Here is a 16,200-nt window from a genome sequence, read left to right on the forward strand (position 1 = left end):
GGATTTGGCAATCACACCGGCGCAGCCTCCATCGCCAGCATTTCATGTTTGCTGGAGCGGCTTGCCTAGCCATTCGCGATAGAAGCCTTCGAGGTCGGGCTCGAAATCGTGGACGATGGGATAGCCAGGTGCCGCCGCTTCCACTTCGTGCAGCGTGCCGCATTGCGGACAGATGAATTCGCGGATCTCCATCCATTCGGGATCGGGGAGATCGCTGTTGGGATAGATTTCGCGCAAAGCCTCCTCGGTGTTGCGGACGTTGATCGCGGCGTTGAGCTTCCAGTTCTTGCGATAGTCGCCGAAGGAGTGGCCGCATTCGCAGCGGGTAATGCGCTCATCGCCGCTCTGGCAGATGAACAGATGGTCCGAGACCGGCAGCAGGATCGGGTCCTTCCAGGCAACGCGATCCTGATAGACGGCAACCATCTTGAAGAAACGGTCATCGTCCTTGTAGGCACTCATGATGCGCCTTGTCTGTGGCCAGGGCAGCTTGCCTGCGGCCAGATCACCCAGGACTTCCTTGCTGTACGAGGTCATGGCTTTGCTCCCGGCATGAAGATCGATCTGGCATCGACGTTCCAGAACTCGCTGAATTCGCTGGTGAAGCGCGGCGACAGCTTGATCGCGCTGGCGTACATTTTCTTCACCTCGGGGGCGAAATCGGCCTTTTCGACACGACCACGCTCCTTGGCGATCCAGTCCGCCACAGGGACCGCCTTGGCCAGACGCTCTTTGCGCATGGCGGCGCGGCGCTCGACCGTGGCGTCGATATCGGCGATGGGATAGCCGTCTTCATCGTCCTTCAGCACAATGCCGAAAACCTGGTCCGCCGCTTGCCGGGTGAGAAAGCCGTTCTCGACATCCCAGGCGGTCTTGATCGGATCGCGCTCCAGTACGTCGCCGTAACCACCGCCGCCATTGTAGGAATGGCTGAAGATGTCGCCGGATTTGTGCGGCGAGGTGATGTAGGGGCCCTCGACCACGACATGGTCGCCACCGATGTTCCGCTCGTAGTCGGAGACGTCAGGATCGATGCCGGGCGCATGCGCCAGCGGTTCGCCTTTTGCCGCGAGTTCGTGAATGTCTGAGTTGCGCACGGCGCGATGCTTCTGGCAGGTCGGCGCCGGATAACCGCCGCACATGCCGCCATTGTCGAACACGCGCGAAGAATGTTCGGAGGTGTGGAGCCGCAGATGCGACGTCTTGTTGATCAGCCAGGTCGAGACGAAGGAACAGCCGCCGCGATATTTGCCGGCACCGCCGGAGTTGGGCACGATCGAGCGGCCGATATAGACCATCGGCATCGACTGTTCCCAGACCTCGATGTTGCCCATGTCGGATTCCGGGTTCCAGCCGACATAGGCGGTGTCGAGACCATCCTTGATGGCGAGCGCGCCGGAGCCGGCGGCGGCGCATTCAAAATGGGCCATGCCGAACGGCGTGCCGTACTGGCTCTCGCCGCCCATCTCGATCATCGGGCTGTTGACCTGGCCGACGAAGGCCTCCTCGACGAAGCCGCGGGCGACAAAACTGCGCGACAAAAGCCGCTGGAAGACGCCATAGGCCGGCAGCAGCAAAGCCCATGAGGTGGCGGTCGCCACCATCTCGTTGTCGGGGTTGGTCCAGGTGCCGTGCGGCAGTTTCAGTTCGGTCGCCATCCAGGCGCCGTCATTGACCAGCCCTTCGAAATTCATGTGCTGGGTCAAGGTGACGAACATGCCGCCATCCATGCCGGCCGGCGTGCAGTTCATCGAATGGTAGCCCCAGGGCTGCGTGCCCTCGAAGTCCATGGTGATCTTGCCGTCGGTGGTGATCTCCATCTCGATCGGGATGTTGTAGAGCCAGTCCGGATCGCCGAGCAGCTGGAAGCCGGGTTTGCCTGCGGTGACGTGGCCGTAAAAAGTGTGGCCGCGATAGATTCCGGGGACGGTGAGCTGGCGGGTGCGGGCGAGCTGGGCACGGCGGCCTTCCTCGATGAACTCCTTCGACACCTTCATCCAGTAGTCGAGGCCGATCTCGGAGATCAGCTGCTTGACGCTTTCGCGCATGTCGATGCAGGATGCGACTTTGGCCTTCTCGTCGAGCACCCAGTAGATCGGCATTCGCAGATTGCGCTCGCAGCGGATGACGTAGTCGCGGCGGATCTCGTCGTTCTCGCCGATCTTCTCGGCGCAGACGAACAGACCCTCGGTGAAGCGCTCCTGCGCGAGACACACATCACCGCCTGGGGTAATGCCGCCAGCCTCCAGCTCGTGGCAGACGGCGCCCGCCCAGCCGACAAGCGTGCCTTCATGAAAGATCGGCACCACGTCCATCACGTCGGGCACCTGCACGGTGCCGATGAAGGCGTCGTTGTTGGCGAAGATGTCGCCTTCGCGGATGCGCGGGTTGTCCTCGTAGCCGTTTTTGATCATCCATTTGATGAAGCGGCTCATCGTATGGACGTGCACCATGATGCCATTGGAGAGAGCGATGGCGTCGCCCTCGGGCGTGTAGATGGCGACCACCATTTCGCCGACCTCGCGCACGCCGGGCGAGGCCGAGATGCGGCGCGCCATTTCGCGCGCCGAGACGCAATAGGCGCGCAGCTTGGTGTGCAGCGTCTCGAATTTCAGCGGATCCTGGTTGCGCAGCGTGAGTTCCGTAATGCCGTCATAGCAACCGGTCTCTTCCATCAGCCGCTCGGAATCGAGCAGTCTTTCGCGAAGGCGCAGGGCCGAGGCAGGTTTGTCCAACATGGCGGTCGCCCTCTCAAGCGTGGGTGTAGTGCAGCAGCGTCCATTCATCGACATGGACACGGTCCTGCGGATGAACGACGAGCGTGGTGGCGGGATGTTCGATGATGGCCGGGCCGATGACTTCGTGGCCTGGCTGAAGCAGATCCATCTCGTAGAGATTGGCCTTGTGCCAGCGCCCACCGATATAGGCCTCGCGCACGCCCTTGTGGGCGGCTGCCGGGTTGGAGGCGCCGAGCGGTCGCTTGAGCAGCACCGGCTTGACCTTGTCGGCGGTGGCGATCAGCCCGAGTTCGGTGATGGTGAAGCCGGCTTCGCCATAACGTGACACGCGATGGTTGACCTTCGCATAGACCGCCTCGAACTCGTCGATAACCCTGCGCATGTCGTCGGCCGAACCGACCTTGGCAAGCGGCGCCATGACTTCGACGTCCTCGAGCTGGCCGGTGTAGCGCATCATCAGGAACGGCACGGTCCTGATCTTCTCCCTGGTATGGCCGTCGGCGATCATCTCGTCGACCGCTGCCTTGGTCAGGTCGTTCCAGACCGTGGTGACCTTGGCGCCGAAGGCGGCCAGCGTAGCCTCGTCGGCGCGTGACGGGATGTCGTGCTGGGTGGAGACGGAATGACGCCGCATGAAATCGGCCGTGGTGCAGCCGAAGGCGGAGAAGGCGGCCGCGAACTGGAAGGTGATGATGTCCTTGAAGCCGATGCCCCTGGAGCAGCCGGCCAGATGCAAAGGTCCCGAGCCGCCATAGGACAGCAGCGTGAATTCGGAGGGATGGATGCCTTGCCCGGAAATGACCCGGCGCAGCGCGTTGTTGGCATCGGACTCCAGCATGTCGATCATGCCTTCCGCGGCTTCCTCGACACCAACGCCGAGCACGCTGGAGCACTTTTCCTCGAAGGCGCGGCGCGCCTTTTCGACCTGCAGCACGACCTTGCCGCCCAGGAAATAGTGTGGGTTGAGGCGGCCGAGGATGGCGTCGCAATCGGCGATGGTCGGCTCGGTGCCACCGCGATCGAAGCAGATCGGACCGGGATCCGAGCCGGCGCTTTCCGGCCCAAGCGAGACCTTCTTGGTCAGGGGATCGACCTTGAGGATCATGCCGGCGCCGGCGCCGATCGTGTCGAGATGCAGCGTCGGCACGTTGAGCTTGAAACGGTCCATCAGCGGCTCGTTCTCGATCCGCGTCTGGCCGCGTGTGATGACGCCCATGTCGAAGGAGGTACCGCCCATGTCCGAGCAGATCAGCGAGTCGTTCCCGATCAGCTTGCCGACATAGGCAGCGCCCAGAATGCCGCCGATCGGGCCGGAGATCATGGTTTCATGCAGGCGCGGGTGGTTGATCGAGGTCAGGCCGCCGAAGGAGAGCAGCGTCTGCACGCCATACTTGAAGCCGTATTTCTTCGAGACGTCCTCTATACCCCTAAGCTGCTTGCGGCCGCGCGAGGTGGCGTAGGCCTCGATCAGCACCGAATTCAGCCGCGACTGCTCGCGGATGACCGGGCGGACCTCATGGCTGGTGTAGACGATGATGTCGGCGCCGGCCTTGTCGACCTCCGCGCGGCAGATCTCGGCGATGCGCTTCTCGTGCACCGGATTGACATGCGAGAAGATGGTCATGATGCAGATCGCCTCGACCTTGTCGGCGATCAATTTTTTCGCGGCGATGGAGACCTCGTGTTCGTAGAGCGGCAGCACGATGTCGCCGAACTGGTCGATGCGCTCGGTGACGCCATGCGTGCGGCGGCGCGGCACCAGCGGATCTGGATGGTGATGGGTGACGGCATGCAGCCGGTCGGCATAGGAATAGTCGGCCCAGGCCTGCAGCCCCCGGCCCATCAGGATCATGTCCTCGAGGCCCTTGGTGGTGATCAGGCCGAGCCGGCGGCCGGTGCGCGACAACAGTGTGTTGAGCATGCCGGTGCCGGAATAGAGCACGACGTTGACGCCGGAAAACAATGATTCCAGCGAGATGCCCCAGGCATCCGCCGCGTCCTCGGCAGACGCGAGAAAACCTTCGGCTTCGTTCTTCGGCGTGGTCGCCGACTTGCCGATCTTGAAGTGGCCGTCCTGATCGACAAGGATCGTGTCGGTCATGGTGCCGCCGGCGTCGATACCGATGACGATTGGATTGCCGACGATGGGGCCGGTGAGATTGGGTTGGGTCACGGTCGCCTCGGGATCTGGTCTAGGTTGACGCAAGGCTAGATTCGATGGGCGGCTTCGCGCCATATGCCTAAAGACATAATGACGGCTGAGCTGACATCGCCGAGAAAAGGGCATGCGCATGGAGACCATCTGGGCGCCGCTCGCCAAAGCGATCGCCGCCACTGGCACGGACAGGCATGTCGACTGCCTGATCGACCTGATCGGCGCGGATATCGAGCATGACCTCGTCACGGTGACGCGCTATTCGACGACGCAGACACCCGAATTCATCAAGCACCGACGCTTCTCGGACGAAATGGTCCGGCGCTATCTCGACAATTACTATGTCTTCGACCCGTTCTATGCGTCGTGGCGACGCGAGCGAAGGCTGGGCATCATGCCGCTGAAACGGCTTGCCAACGACGAGGCCAAGCGCGGCCAGTACATAGCCGGCTTCCTGGCGCAGTCGGAGATCTGCGACGAGGTTGGCATCATGCTGGCGGACGGCGGCGACTGGTGCCTCGGCATCTTCCTCGACCGCTCGACCACGTCATTCAAGGACAGCGAAATCGCCCTGCTGGATGAACGGCTGCCGGTGTTCGAGGCGCTGCATGCGCTCGACATCAAGGCGCGCGGAACGGAATTCTCCCGCACGTCAGCGCCGACAGGCCCCGGCGCCTCGCCCCGGCGGGAACCGACCATTCCAGCCAGCCTGTGGCCGGAGCTGTCACTGCGCGAGCGGGAATTGGTCCAACTGATCCTCGCCGGTCACCCGACGGCCAACATCGCCGAACGCCTCGTTATCACCGTCGGCACGGTCAAGAACCATCGCCGGCGCATCTACGAGAAGCTCGACATCACCACGGAGCGGGAATTGTTTTTGCAGTTCTTCCAGCATCGGGCCGATCGCTAGCCCGGGTTCGGACAGCTAAGCGGGTTACGCTTTTCCCGTTGCAGGTTAGAGCTCATCCTCCCAATTGGCGCCGCCATAGAACACACGGAAGATCACCACTTGGTCGGATTCCACTGTAAAGGTCACCGTTTCACGGCGCTCGAAACCGACAACCCGAAGGCCATGGCCGCAGATCGTCACGGCGTGTTCCGCGCTCCGAGGCGTAGTCGAGACCCTGGCAGTAGGCTTCGATACGCTCGATATAGCGTGTGGCCGTGACGTTGCCGGCGGCGATCTCGATGGTGTCGTATATCCATCTTAAGTCCGCTAAGGCTTCCGGCAACAGAACAATATGCCGGCGCTTCACACATCCCTCTTAAAGCGGGCGGCGTGGTGAGCGCGGATGTCGTCAAAAGCCTGGTTGGCTGGGATAACTCGGGAAGGATCCGCCTTCCACCTGTCATAGGTCGGCACAACCTCCTCGCGGAGCCAGCGCTCTACGGCCGCGTCGCGCTCTTGCAGGGCGCGAAGGCCGGCGCGGATCACTTCACTGCTGGTCGCGTAGGTTCCTGATTCAACGAGACGGTCGATGAAAGCAGCCTGCTCTGTTGGCAGGCTGAAGGTGCGCTTTTCGGTGGCAGCCATGATTTCTCCTATAATGTCGGTGTGATTATATCATACCAATATCGAATAACGTTAGAAGACCTGTCGGCCGAAGAAACCGACATCGGCGCTGCTAGCAGTCTCAAAATTCCTCTTGCGGAACCGCGCCGTCCCGGCTTAATCTTTGCCTTCTCGCAAAAATGAAATTTAATTCCATTTGCCGGCAACCTTCTAGCCAGCGTCGTGCCCCAGGAAAAATGAACGGCCCAATCGACTGAGAAAATATTTGATATATCATCTACCAGAACGGAAATAGCTGACATGGTCCAGCAGACATCGATCCAGCCATCGGCGCCCTGGTTGCGGCTAGATGTCGATGATTCGGACTGGACCGACGCCGAGGTGTCGAGCCTGGTGCGCTGGTATCACCAGATGCTGCTCATCCGCCGTTTCGAGGAAAAGGTGCTCGATCTGGCCAATGCCGGGCTGGTGCATGGTCCGGCCCACGCCAGCATCGGACAAGAGGCCACGGCGGTCGGCGCCATGTCCGTGCTCGGCACCGGCGACCGCATCAACGGCACCCACCGTGCCCATCACCAGGTGCTGGCCAAGCTTGTCAACGCGCAGACGCCCGGCGGATTCGACCCGCTGCATGATGCTTTCAACCCAGGCATGCAGGGATCGGTTCGCGGCCTGATGGCCGAGATCATGGGCCTCAAGTCAGGCTATTGCGGCGGCCGTGGCGGCTCGATGCATATGCGCGACGATGCCTCCGGCATCCCAGGCACCAGCGCCATTATCGGCGGCAACCTGCCGCACGCGGCGGGCTATGCGCTCGCCGACAAACTGCTCGGCACCGGCAACATCTCGGTCGCCTTCTTCGGCGACGGCACGATGATGGCGGGACCGGCCTACGAGGCGATGAACATCGCCGCGCTCTACCGGCTGCCGGTGATCTTTTTCGCCGAAAACAATCTCTATGCCGTCTCCACGCACATCAATGAGCAGACGCGAGAGACGCGGCTGGCCTCGCGCGGACCTATGCTCGGCTTTCGTGGCATCGAATGCGACGGCATGGATGTGGTGGCAGTCCACCATGCCATGCGCGAGGCGCGCCGGACGATTGAGGAAGACGGCGGCCCGGTGCTGGTCGAGGCGCTCTGCTATCGGTTTCTACACCAGAGCGGCGCCCGCCCGGGCAGCGAATTCGGCTACCGCACGCGCGCCGAGGAAGACGTCTGGAAAGCGCGCGACCCGCTTGCGACGATGGCGGCTCGCCTGAAGACGATGGGCATCCTGAACGCTTCGGACCTCGGTACACTCGACCAGCGCGTCATGGAGGTGGTCAACACCGCTGCCGATTCCCTGACCGAGATGAGCGGCAACGCGCTGCGCATTCCTGATCATCTGTGGCCGGACCCAAGCGACGTCGACAACCAGATCCGCGGCGATCTTTCCGAACTGAAGGGCGAGCGCTTCCTCGAGATCGAGGACGCGCCGGCCGACACCAGGCCGGTCAAGTTCATGGTTGCCGCGTCCGAGGTCATCGCTCGCGCCATGGAGCAGGACCCGCGCATCATCATCATGGGCGAGGATGTGCACCGGCTGCGCGGCGGCGTTTCGGGCGCCACAAAGGGCGCGCTGGAGCGCTGGCCGGAGCGTGTGCTGGCGATGCCGATCGCCGAGAATGGCTTTGTCGGCGTGGCGCTGGGTGCAGCGCTTTGCGGCTTGCGGCCGATCGTCGAGATCATGTTCGGCGACTTCTGCCTGGTTGCCGCCGACCAGCTGTTCAACGCGGTCAGCAAGGTGCGCCACATGTTCGGCGGCGGCTTTCCGGTGCCAATCGTGGTCAGGGTGCGCGTCTCGCCGCACACCGGCTACGGCTCGCAGCATTCGGGCGATCCGTCCGGCCTGTTCGCCCTGTTTCCCGGCTGGCGCATCGTCGCGCCGACGACGCCCTTCGACTATATCGGCCTGATGAATTCAGCGCTGAAATGCGACGATCCGGTCGTCGTCATTGAGCATGTCGAGCTGTTCCCGAGCGAAGGCCCTGTGCCTGCGGACGACCGCGACTATTGCGTGCGGCTCGGCAAGGCGAAGATCGTCAGGCCGGGCAGCGCCTGTACACTGCTCACCAGCGCCAGCATGGTTGCCGTCGCCAGCCAGGTGGTCGAGGAGACCGGCGTCGATGCCGAGATCATCGACCTGCGCAGCCTCGACCCGACCGGGCTCGACTGGCCGCTGGTGGAGGCCTCGATCCGCAAGACCAACCGGGTAGCCGTCATCGAACAGGTGCAGCGTGGGCTATCGCTTGGCGGACGACTGACACAGGAGATTCAGGATCGCGTGTTCGATTATCTCGATCACGAGATCCTGCATGTGACGGGAAGCCTCTCGGCTCCCGTCGTATCGGCCCCGCTCAACCGCGCCGCACTGGGCGGCGCTGAAAAGCTCAAGGCCGCGCTTCAATCCCTCACTGCCGTGGGTGGATAGAGCGAACGCATTGCCACAAAGATCCGACAAGAAAATGGGAGAACTGACATGAGCATCCTACAGAGAAACAAGACCAGGGCGAAGATGCTGGCAGCCGTGCTGCTGGCCACCAGCGCCCTCTGGGCGCCGGCCACGTTCGCGCAGGACAGCAAGCCGCTGGTCATTGCGCGCAACATCGACCTCAACTCGCTCGATCCGCACCGCGCCTTCTGCGACACCTGCCAGATCTACAATTCCAGCGTCTATGAATCGCTGCTGACGCTGGACAAGGACAACAAGCTGATCCCGCTGCTCGCCTCGAAGTGGGAAGGCAATGCCGACCAGAGCAGCTTCACCTTCACGCTCGACCCGGCCGCCAAATTCTCGGACGGTTTGCCGGTCGAAGCCAAGGACGTGAAATGGTCCTGGGAGAGGCTGAAGAACCTCAAGGGCAGCGCCTCGTTCCTGATGGACAATGTCGCCTCGATCGAGACCCCGGACGCGCATACGGTGGTCGTCAAGATGGTCGCGCCGAGCTCCGAATTCCTCAACATCGCGGCGGCGCCCTACGCGGCGGTCGTCAACAGCAAGGTTGCTTCCGAAGCCGGCGCCAAGGCCGATGCGGACGCTTCCACGACAGACAATGCCGAGGCCTGGTTTCTGGCGCATTCGGCCGGCAGCGCGCCGTTCGTGCTGAAATCCTATGAGCCCAATTCGGAACTGCGGCTGGCACGCAACGACAAATACTGGCGCACGGCGCCGGCGCTGAGCGAAGTCGTCATCCGCCAGACCAAGGATGCGGTGGCGCAGGCACAGATGCTGCAGAGCGGCACCGCCGACATCGCCATGCAGATCGACCCGGACACGGCCAAGACGATGACCGGCAGCGACGTGAAAATCGAGACCGTGCCGTCCTACAATTTCATCTATGTGGCGCTGTCGCCCGGCGCCAAGGCCAACAAGGTTCCGCTGACGCCCGAAGTGCGCGAGGCCATTTCGCTCGGTCTCGACCGTCCGAGCATCCTGGACTTCACCATCGGCTCCGAGGGCCAGTTGATCAGCGCACCGATCCCGCTCGGCTTCCCCGGCGGTTCGGGCTTCGAGGCGCAACCCTATGACGTCGCCAAGGCAAAGGAACTTCTGGCCAAGGCCGGCCATGCCGACGGCTTCGAGATGGAAGCGGCGTTTCCCGGCATGAACGTCTATGGCGTCGATCTGTCGCTGTTGATGCAGAAGGTTCAGCAGGATTTGGCCAAGATCAACATCAAGCTCGACCTGCAGCCGATCCCCTTCGCCAACTGGCGCGAACGCGTCAATGGCGACGGCATCCCGATGACGGCGGTGTTCTACGCGCCGGACTATTACGGCACGTCGCAATACGTCGATTATTTCGCCATGACCAAGGGCAGCCCGTGGGCGCGCCGCGCCGGCGCGGAGCGCGATCCGTCGGTGCTCAATCCGAAGGAAGCGGATATCTACAAGGCAGCCCTTGCGGCGAGCGGCGACGAGGCCGCCAAGCTGTGGCACCAGGCCGGCGAGGAGATGATCAAGGACAGGATCATCCTGCCGCTGATCAGCCCGAACCTGATCCTGGCCTACAAGTCGGACGTCAAGGGCGTGCGTTACAGCGCCTGCTGCAACCTCCCGCTGGCGGAACTCAGCCACTGAGCGAAAAAAGCGGGAGGCGGCCCAGCTGCCTCCCGCTTCCTCATCCTGGACGATCACAAATCCTGTTCTTCCAGCACCAAAATCAATATATGATATATCAATGTGCGGAGAACTCGCTATGCCTTCCCTGATCAACTCCAAGGACCAGTTGCTGCGCGAGCGCGCGGCCTCGGTCATTCCGGGCGGCATGTGGGGACACATGGCGACGCGCTATCTCGGCTCCGCCTATCCGCAATTCTTCGAGCGCGCCGACGGCTGCCGGGTCTGGGATGTCGATGGCCGCGAGTACATCGACCTGATGTGCAGTTGGGGCCCCAATATCCTCGGCCACCATCATCAGGCGGTCGAGGCAGCGGCCGAGCGGCAGCGTCGCCTGGGCGATGCGATGAACGGCCCTGGCGAGGTGTTGGTCGAGCTGGCCGAACTGCTGGTCAAGACCGTCGCGCATGCCGACTGGGCGATGCTGCAGAAGAACGGCACCGACGCCACCACGGCCTGCGTGACGATCGCACGCGCCGGCACCGGCCGGCGCAAGGTGCTGGTCGCGCGCGGCTCCTATCACGGCGCCGTGCCGTGGTGCACGCCTTCGCTCGCCGGCGTCACCGCCGAGGACCGCGCCCATATCATCCATTTCGACTACAATGACGTTGCCAGCCTCGAGGCAGCCGTCGAGCAGGCCGGCAGCGATCTTGCCGCCGTCGTCGTCACCGCTTTCCGCCACGATATCGCCCGCGACCAGGAACTGCCGACCGCCGCCTTCGCCAGACAGGCGCGCGAGCTGACCACCGCCGCCGACGCGGCGCTGATCGTCGATGATGTCAGGGCCGGCTTCCGCATCGATCTCGCCGGCAGCTGGGAACCGCTCGGCGTACGGCCGGACCTGTCCGCTTTCTCGAAGGCGATCGCCAATGGCTATCCGCTTGCCGCGATCACCGGCACCGACCGGTTTCGCGAAGCCGCGACCAAGGTCTATGTGACGGGGTCGTTCTGGTATGGCGCCGTCGCCATGGCCGCCGCGATCGCCACCATCAACACGCTGCGCGACACCGACGCAATCTCCAGGATGACTGAAGCCGGCGACAGGCTGCGCTCAGGCCTCGATGCCGCAGCGAAGAAGCATGGCCTGTCGCTTCGCCAGACCGGCCCGGTGTCGATGCCGATGGTGCTCTTCGACGGCGATGCCGAATTCAAAAAGGCCGACGCCTTCTGCTCGGCCGCCTTGCGCGAGGGCGCCTATTTCCACCCCCGGCACAACATGTTCCTGAGTGCCGCGCATACCGCAAAAGACATAGATCTCGCCCTGCAGGCTGCCGATGCCGGCATGGCCGCAGCCGCGCAGGTGGCGTGACCAGCGCCGATGCGGTGGGAAGTAACAAATCGCTCAGCCGACGGCCGACACCAGTCGACCGTTCTGCGCCGCGCGGCGCAGTTCCTCGGGCGTGACCGCACCGTCGTTCAGCCGTTCGAGCACCTTGACCAGCAGGCGGCCGCCTTCGATCATGTCCTGCTGAATGCCCTTGCGCACGCCGTTCTCGTCGCGCGCCCGCAACGCGTCGAGAATGTCGAGGTGCCGGTGGCGGCCGTCGTAGGTCGGCCTCGCGTGCGGGTATTGATAGTTCACCAGTGGTCCGTTGCGCAGCCAGATGCCCTCGATGATGGCCAGCAACTCCGGCATTTGCGCCGCCTGGTAGATCGAGTGATGGAATTCCCAATTGTCGCGGACGGCTTCGAACCAATGGCCATTGTCCTCGTTGGCAATCAGCCTGTCATGCACCTCGGCCAGACGGTCGATCTCCCGTGGCTCGATGCGCGTTGTTGCCGCCGCCCCCGCCATGCCTTCGAGATGCAGCCGGATGCTGCGCAGTTCCAGATATTGGGCCAGCGACAGCTGGGCGACGGTGATCGAACGACCGGCCTCCATCTCCAGACCCTTTTCGCGGACCAGCTGCATCAGCGCCTCGCGCACTGGCGTCTCAGACACCTGAAGGCTGGCGGCAAGGTCGCGGATCTTGAAGCGATGGCCCGGCCAGAAGCGGCCCTCCATCATGGCGCGGCGAAGCTCCTCGTAGACGCGCGTCGTCAGATTGTCGCGCGCGATCGGCGCGATAGAAGCAGTCACATCCGCTCTCCGTTCTTGCAGCGGCGCCGGCGTCGCCTGCGTCGCGTGGGCTGTGTATATGATACCACGAATGGCCTGACCACCGACATGAGACAGGCAACTGCGAGACGGGCAGCCATGGTGCAGACGGACATGAGACGGGGCGCATGACCGCGACGCCTTCACTCCTGTTCGGCGCCATAGCCGACGATCTGACCGGCGGCACCGAGCTGGCGTCGATGCTGGTGGCGCGCGGCATTCCAACGGGATGCACGGTCGGACTGAGTGCGCCGATCCCACCAGGCAATCTTGCCCATGTGATCCTGCTGAAGACCCGCGTCATCGCGGCCAGCGATGCGGTGCGCCAGGTTCTGGAGGCGGCGGACCGGCTGCTTGAAGCTGGTGCCCGGCAGATCTTCTTCAAATATTGCGCCACTTTCGATTCGACGCCTGCCGGCAACATCGGTCCTTGCGCCGAGGCGCTGCTCGAGCGGCTCGGCGGCGGCGTCACGCTGTTCACCCCGGCGCTGTGTGAGACCGGCCGCACCGTCTATCAGGGACACATGTTCGGCGGCGCCCAATTGCTGGGTGAATCGCCCAAGCGCTTCGATCCGCTGACGCCGATGACCGATTCCAATCTGGTTCGCGTGCTGCAGGCGCAGAGCAAAGGCAAGGTCGGGCTGGTGCCCTATCTCGTCGTCGATGCCGGGGCGGAGGCCATCCGCAACGCCATACGAGAGCACAGCGCGGGCGGCGAGACGCTGCTGGTCACCGACACGATCCGCGAGCGCGACCTGGTTGCGATCGCGGAAGCGACCTTCGACCTGCCGCTGATGACCGGCAATTCCTCGGTCGCCGCGCATCTGCCACCGGCCTGGCTCACGCATGGGCTGCTGAATTCAGTCGATCTCGTTACCGCCAGCCTGCCGGCCATAAACGGCCCAGCGGCGGTGCTGGCCGGCAGCGTTGCCGACCGCACCATCGAACAGCTCGAACGCTTTGCGCAAAACAATCCACTGCTGACGATCGATCTGGCCAGCGCCTTCGCCGGCGCCGATGTAGTGGCCGAAGCGCGTGCCTTCGCCCAGCGGCATTTGCCCGGCACGATGATCGCCATTGCCACGACGGCGCCGCAAGCGACGGTCGAAGCGCTGCAGCAGGCGCATGGCCGCAACGCGGTGGCGGCAAAGGCGGAAGAGATGCTGGCCGGGATTGCACACATTCTTGTGCTCGAACTCGGTGTGCGGCGGCTGGTCGTCGCCGGCGGCGAGACCGCCGGTTCGGTGGTCAAGGCGCTCGGCATCGACCGCATCGCCATGGGTGCCTATGAGGGGCCGGGACTGTCGCGTGCCACTGCCCACCTCCCCGGCCTGCCATCCGAGCCGCTGGCGCTGATGTTGAAATCGGGGAAGCTCGGCGGCCCGGATATTTTCGCCGACGTCCTGCAAGACATGACACGGGCGACCACCGTCGCGCCGGCGATCGATATATGGCCACCGGCAAAACCTGTCATGCGGCCAACCACAGGAAAAGCATCGTGATGGACACCGAGACTGCACGCGCCAGCCTGATCACCGCGACGCAGACGCTGGACGCCAGCGGGATGAATGTCGGCACCACCGGCAACATCAGCGTGCGGACGACAAGCGGCATGATGATCACGCCGACGGGAATAGCTACAAGCGCGCTTCGGCCGGAGCAGATGGTGCCGATGCAACTCGATGGCAGCTGGGAGGGGGCGTTCCGGCCGTCGAGCGAATGGGAAATGCACGCCGAGATCTACAAGGCTTTCCCCGAGGCCGGTGCCGTCGTGCATGCCCATCCCGACCATTGCGTGGCGCTATCGTGCCTGCGCGAGGGACTGCCGCTGTTCCATTACATGGTCGCTGGTTTCGGTGGCGATGATGTGCGCTGTTCGGACTATGCGCTGTTCGCGTCAAGCGAACTGGCCAAGGTTGCCGTCGTCGCGCTCAAGGACAGGTCGGCCTGCCTGCTCGCCAATCATGGCATGATCGCTTTCGGCGGCGATCTCGACACGGCGCTCATCCGCACCATCAAGCTCGAGACCTTGGCGCGGCAATACCTTTTGGCGCGCAGCGCCGGTACACCGGTGCTCATCGAGGGCAGCGAGATAGCCGCCATTCGGGGGCGGTACAAGAATTACGGCCAGCAGAAGTAGCCGGCCGAGCAATTCCGGGAACGGCTCTTCGCGCTCTTGAAGTGAAGAACCACTCAGTCGTCGACCCGCAAATGCGAGACGAGGGCTGCCACGTTCCGTGGAAGATCAGGCGGGGATCGGTTCGGCTGCAGGCGCATAGACGCTGACAGCCCCGGAGCCGATCAGTTGGTCGATGGTCTCGGCACTGTAGCCGAGCACGTCGGCCAGCACGGCAGCTGTGTCCTGGCCCAGCATCGGCGGCGCGGTAAAGTCGGCGGTCAGCTGCGCGGCAAGTCCCTGTGCCGGGCGCACCATGGCGACGGAACCGAGATGCGGATGCGGCAAGGTCTGGACGAGGCCACGTTCGCGCACATTGGGGCTATCGAAGACTTCCGGTATCGATTTTACCGTGCCGGCCGGCACGCTGGCGGCGGCACAGGTTGCCATCCAGTGGTCGCGTGGCTTGGTCTTGAAGGCAGCCGCCAATTCGGGGATCAAAGCCTCGCGGTTGGTGGCACGCGCGCCTGCCTTGATGAAGCGCGCATCCCCAGCCAGATGTGGCAGATCAAGGACCTTCTCGCACAGCGCCGCGAACTGGCGGTCATTGCCGACGGCCAGCGCGAAGCCGCCATCGGAGGCCTCGAATATCTGATAGGGGACAACCGTCGGATGCGCATTGCCGTAGCGGGCGACCTCGCGGCCGGTGTTGAGATAACCGCTGCCGACATTGATCAGCAGGCTGAGCGCGCAGTCGATCAGCGACAGGTCGAGGAACTGGCCCTTGCCGGTCGTCGCGCGCTCGTAAAGCGCTGCCAGGATCGACTGCGTCGCGACCATGCCGCAGACGATGTCGGTGATGGCGACGCCGACGCGCATCGGCTCGCCATTGCTCTCGCCAGTGATGGCCATCAGGCCGCTTTCGGCCTGCATGACGAAATCATAGCCGGGCCGTCCGGCATCGGGTCCGGTCTGGCCGTAGCCGGAGATCGAGCAGTAGATCAGCCGCGGGTTTGGCGCGCTGAGTTCCTTGAAACCGACGCCGAGGCGGTCGGCGGTGCCGGAGCGGAAATTCTCGACGACGATGTCGGCCTTCGCCGCCAGTTCGCGCACGATGGCCAGCCCCTGCGGGCTTTTCATGTCGAGCGCGATGCTCTGCTTGCCGCGATTGGCGCAGAGATAGTAGGTCGAGACACCCTTGTAGCTCGGCACCGACCACGCCCTGGTGTCGTCGCCGCCATCTATGTTCTCGATCTTCCAGACCTCGGCGCCGAGATCGGCAAGGCTCATCGTTGCCCAAGGACCGGCGAGCACGCGGGAAAGATCGAGAACCTTGATGCCTTCGAGCGGCAGGCGCGCGGATCCTGCCGTACCGGCATTCTCGGAATGGTCCTCAGTCACGATCAAGATTCCTTCGGGTGA

Annotated in this window: 14 protein-coding genes; 6 read left to right on the plus strand and 8 right to left on the minus strand. The window is 63.5% G+C overall.

Features of this window, described 5'->3' with window-relative positions:
- Positions 1-42: 42 nt before the first annotated feature.
- Genes NKJ67_RS01480 through NKJ67_RS01490 form a run of 3 tightly spaced genes read right to left on the minus strand, consistent with a single transcriptional unit; the run spans position 43 to position 4,911 of the window.
- Entirely contained in the window at positions 43-537 is a 495-nt protein-coding gene (locus NKJ67_RS01480) for an acetone carboxylase subunit gamma (RefSeq protein ID WP_128364530.1), read from the minus strand.
- Entirely contained in the window at positions 534-2,738 is a 2,205-nt protein-coding gene (locus NKJ67_RS01485) for a hydantoinase B/oxoprolinase family protein (protein ID WP_352580195.1), read from the minus strand. The genes NKJ67_RS01480 and NKJ67_RS01485 overlap by 4 nt, the downstream gene beginning before the upstream one ends.
- Before the next feature lie 13 nt (positions 2,739-2,751).
- Complete coding sequence (locus NKJ67_RS01490) at positions 2,752-4,911, minus strand: hydantoinase/oxoprolinase family protein (RefSeq protein ID WP_128307123.1); 2,160 nt, start codon at positions 4,909-4,911, stop codon at positions 2,752-2,754.
- A 112-nt stretch (positions 4,912-5,023) separates the two neighbouring features.
- Here NKJ67_RS01490 and NKJ67_RS01495 point away from each other — a divergent pair, with 112 nt between their 5' ends.
- Positions 5,024-5,803 carry a helix-turn-helix transcriptional regulator gene (locus NKJ67_RS01495; protein WP_352580196.1) on the plus strand — a complete coding sequence of 260 codons (780 nt, stop codon included), beginning with the start codon at positions 5,024-5,026 and terminating at the stop codon, positions 5,801-5,803.
- 45 nt (positions 5,804-5,848) lie between these two features.
- On the opposite strand, the gene NKJ67_RS01500 is transcribed toward NKJ67_RS01495, so the two are convergent.
- From NKJ67_RS01500 to NKJ67_RS01510, 3 genes are read right to left on the minus strand one after another with little or no spacing between them, the layout of a single operon-like run.
- Positions 5,849-5,983 (minus strand): hypothetical protein, encoded by a 135-nt coding sequence (locus NKJ67_RS01500; protein WP_352580336.1) that lies wholly within the window; start codon positions 5,981-5,983, stop codon positions 5,849-5,851.
- A complete protein-coding gene (locus tag NKJ67_RS01505) occupies positions 5,934-6,149 on the minus strand; it encodes a type II toxin-antitoxin system RelE/ParE family toxin (protein WP_352580197.1) in 216 nt (71 codons plus the stop codon). The genes NKJ67_RS01500 and NKJ67_RS01505 overlap by 50 nt, the downstream gene beginning before the upstream one ends.
- Positions 6,146-6,427, minus strand: coding sequence for a type II toxin-antitoxin system ParD family antitoxin (locus NKJ67_RS01510; protein ID WP_023811572.1), 282 nt, complete (start codon positions 6,425-6,427; stop codon positions 6,146-6,148). Before NKJ67_RS01510 ends, NKJ67_RS01505 begins: the two co-directional genes overlap by 4 nt.
- Positions 6,428-6,706: 279 nt before the next feature.
- Here NKJ67_RS01510 and NKJ67_RS01515 point away from each other — a divergent pair, with 279 nt between their 5' ends.
- From NKJ67_RS01515 to NKJ67_RS01525, 3 genes are all read left to right on the plus strand, one after another.
- Positions 6,707-8,878 carry an alpha-ketoacid dehydrogenase subunit alpha/beta gene (locus NKJ67_RS01515; protein WP_352580198.1) on the plus strand — a complete coding sequence of 724 codons (2,172 nt, stop codon included), beginning with the start codon at positions 6,707-6,709 and terminating at the stop codon, positions 8,876-8,878.
- An 84-nt stretch (positions 8,879-8,962) separates the two neighbouring features.
- Positions 8,963-10,525, plus strand: coding sequence for an ABC transporter substrate-binding protein (locus NKJ67_RS01520; RefSeq protein ID WP_352580331.1), 1,563 nt, complete (start codon positions 8,963-8,965; stop codon positions 10,523-10,525).
- Positions 10,526-10,643: 118 nt separating this feature from the next.
- Entirely contained in the window at positions 10,644-11,873 is a 1,230-nt protein-coding gene (locus NKJ67_RS01525) for an aminotransferase class III-fold pyridoxal phosphate-dependent enzyme (protein ID WP_128287583.1), read from the plus strand.
- 33 nt (positions 11,874-11,906) lie between these two features.
- Here the strand turns inward: NKJ67_RS01525 and NKJ67_RS01530 are convergent, their stop codons facing one another.
- Positions 11,907-12,644, minus strand: coding sequence for a GntR family transcriptional regulator (locus tag NKJ67_RS01530; protein WP_127267755.1), 738 nt, complete (start codon positions 12,642-12,644; stop codon positions 11,907-11,909).
- A 146-nt stretch (positions 12,645-12,790) separates the two neighbouring features.
- Between NKJ67_RS01530 and otnK the strand changes: the two genes are divergently transcribed.
- Together otnK and NKJ67_RS01540 are read left to right on the plus strand one after the other, a co-directional pair.
- Positions 12,791-14,164 carry a 3-oxo-tetronate kinase gene (gene otnK / locus NKJ67_RS01535; protein WP_127273327.1) on the plus strand — a complete coding sequence of 458 codons (1,374 nt, stop codon included), beginning with the start codon at positions 12,791-12,793 and terminating at the stop codon, positions 14,162-14,164.
- Positions 14,164-14,802, plus strand: a complete 639-nt coding sequence (locus tag NKJ67_RS01540) for a class II aldolase/adducin family protein (RefSeq protein WP_127322881.1) — start codon at positions 14,164-14,166, stop codon at positions 14,800-14,802. Before otnK ends, NKJ67_RS01540 begins: the two co-directional genes overlap by 1 nt.
- Before the next feature lie 105 nt (positions 14,803-14,907).
- Here the strand turns inward: NKJ67_RS01540 and NKJ67_RS01545 are convergent, their stop codons facing one another.
- Positions 14,908-16,179 carry a CaiB/BaiF CoA transferase family protein gene (locus NKJ67_RS01545; RefSeq protein ID WP_127808158.1) on the minus strand — a complete coding sequence of 424 codons (1,272 nt, stop codon included), beginning with the start codon at positions 16,177-16,179 and terminating at the stop codon, positions 14,908-14,910.
- Positions 16,180-16,200 lie beyond the last annotated feature (21 nt).

This window comes from Mesorhizobium sp. M0088, from assembly GCF_040322895.1.
In the GTDB taxonomy this organism is placed as follows: domain Bacteria; phylum Pseudomonadota; class Alphaproteobacteria; order Rhizobiales; family Rhizobiaceae; genus Mesorhizobium.

Excerpts from the sequence above, each read along its gene's own strand:
- NKJ67_RS01480 (WP_128364530.1), bottom strand. The coding sequence starts at position 537 with ATGACCTCGTACAGCAAGGAAGTCCTGGGTGATCTGGCCGCAGGCAAG.
- NKJ67_RS01485 (WP_352580195.1), bottom strand. The coding sequence starts at position 2,738 with ATGTTGGACAAACCTGCCTCGGCCCTGCGCCTTCGCGAAAGACTGCTC.
- NKJ67_RS01495 (WP_352580196.1), top strand. The coding sequence starts at position 5,024 with ATGCGCATGGAGACCATCTGGGCGCCGCTCGCCAAAGCGATCGCCGCC.
- NKJ67_RS01510 (WP_023811572.1), bottom strand. The coding sequence starts at position 6,427 with ATGGCTGCCACCGAAAAGCGCACCTTCAGCCTGCCAACAGAGCAGGCT.
- NKJ67_RS01515 (WP_352580198.1), top strand. The coding sequence starts at position 6,707 with ATGGTCCAGCAGACATCGATCCAGCCATCGGCGCCCTGGTTGCGGCTA.
- NKJ67_RS01520 (WP_352580331.1), top strand. The coding sequence starts at position 8,963 with ATGCTGGCAGCCGTGCTGCTGGCCACCAGCGCCCTCTGGGCGCCGGCC.
- NKJ67_RS01525 (WP_128287583.1), top strand. The coding sequence starts at position 10,644 with ATGCCTTCCCTGATCAACTCCAAGGACCAGTTGCTGCGCGAGCGCGCG.
- otnK (WP_127273327.1), top strand. The coding sequence starts at position 12,791 with ATGACCGCGACGCCTTCACTCCTGTTCGGCGCCATAGCCGACGATCTG.
- NKJ67_RS01540 (WP_127322881.1), top strand. The coding sequence starts at position 14,164 with ATGGACACCGAGACTGCACGCGCCAGCCTGATCACCGCGACGCAGACG.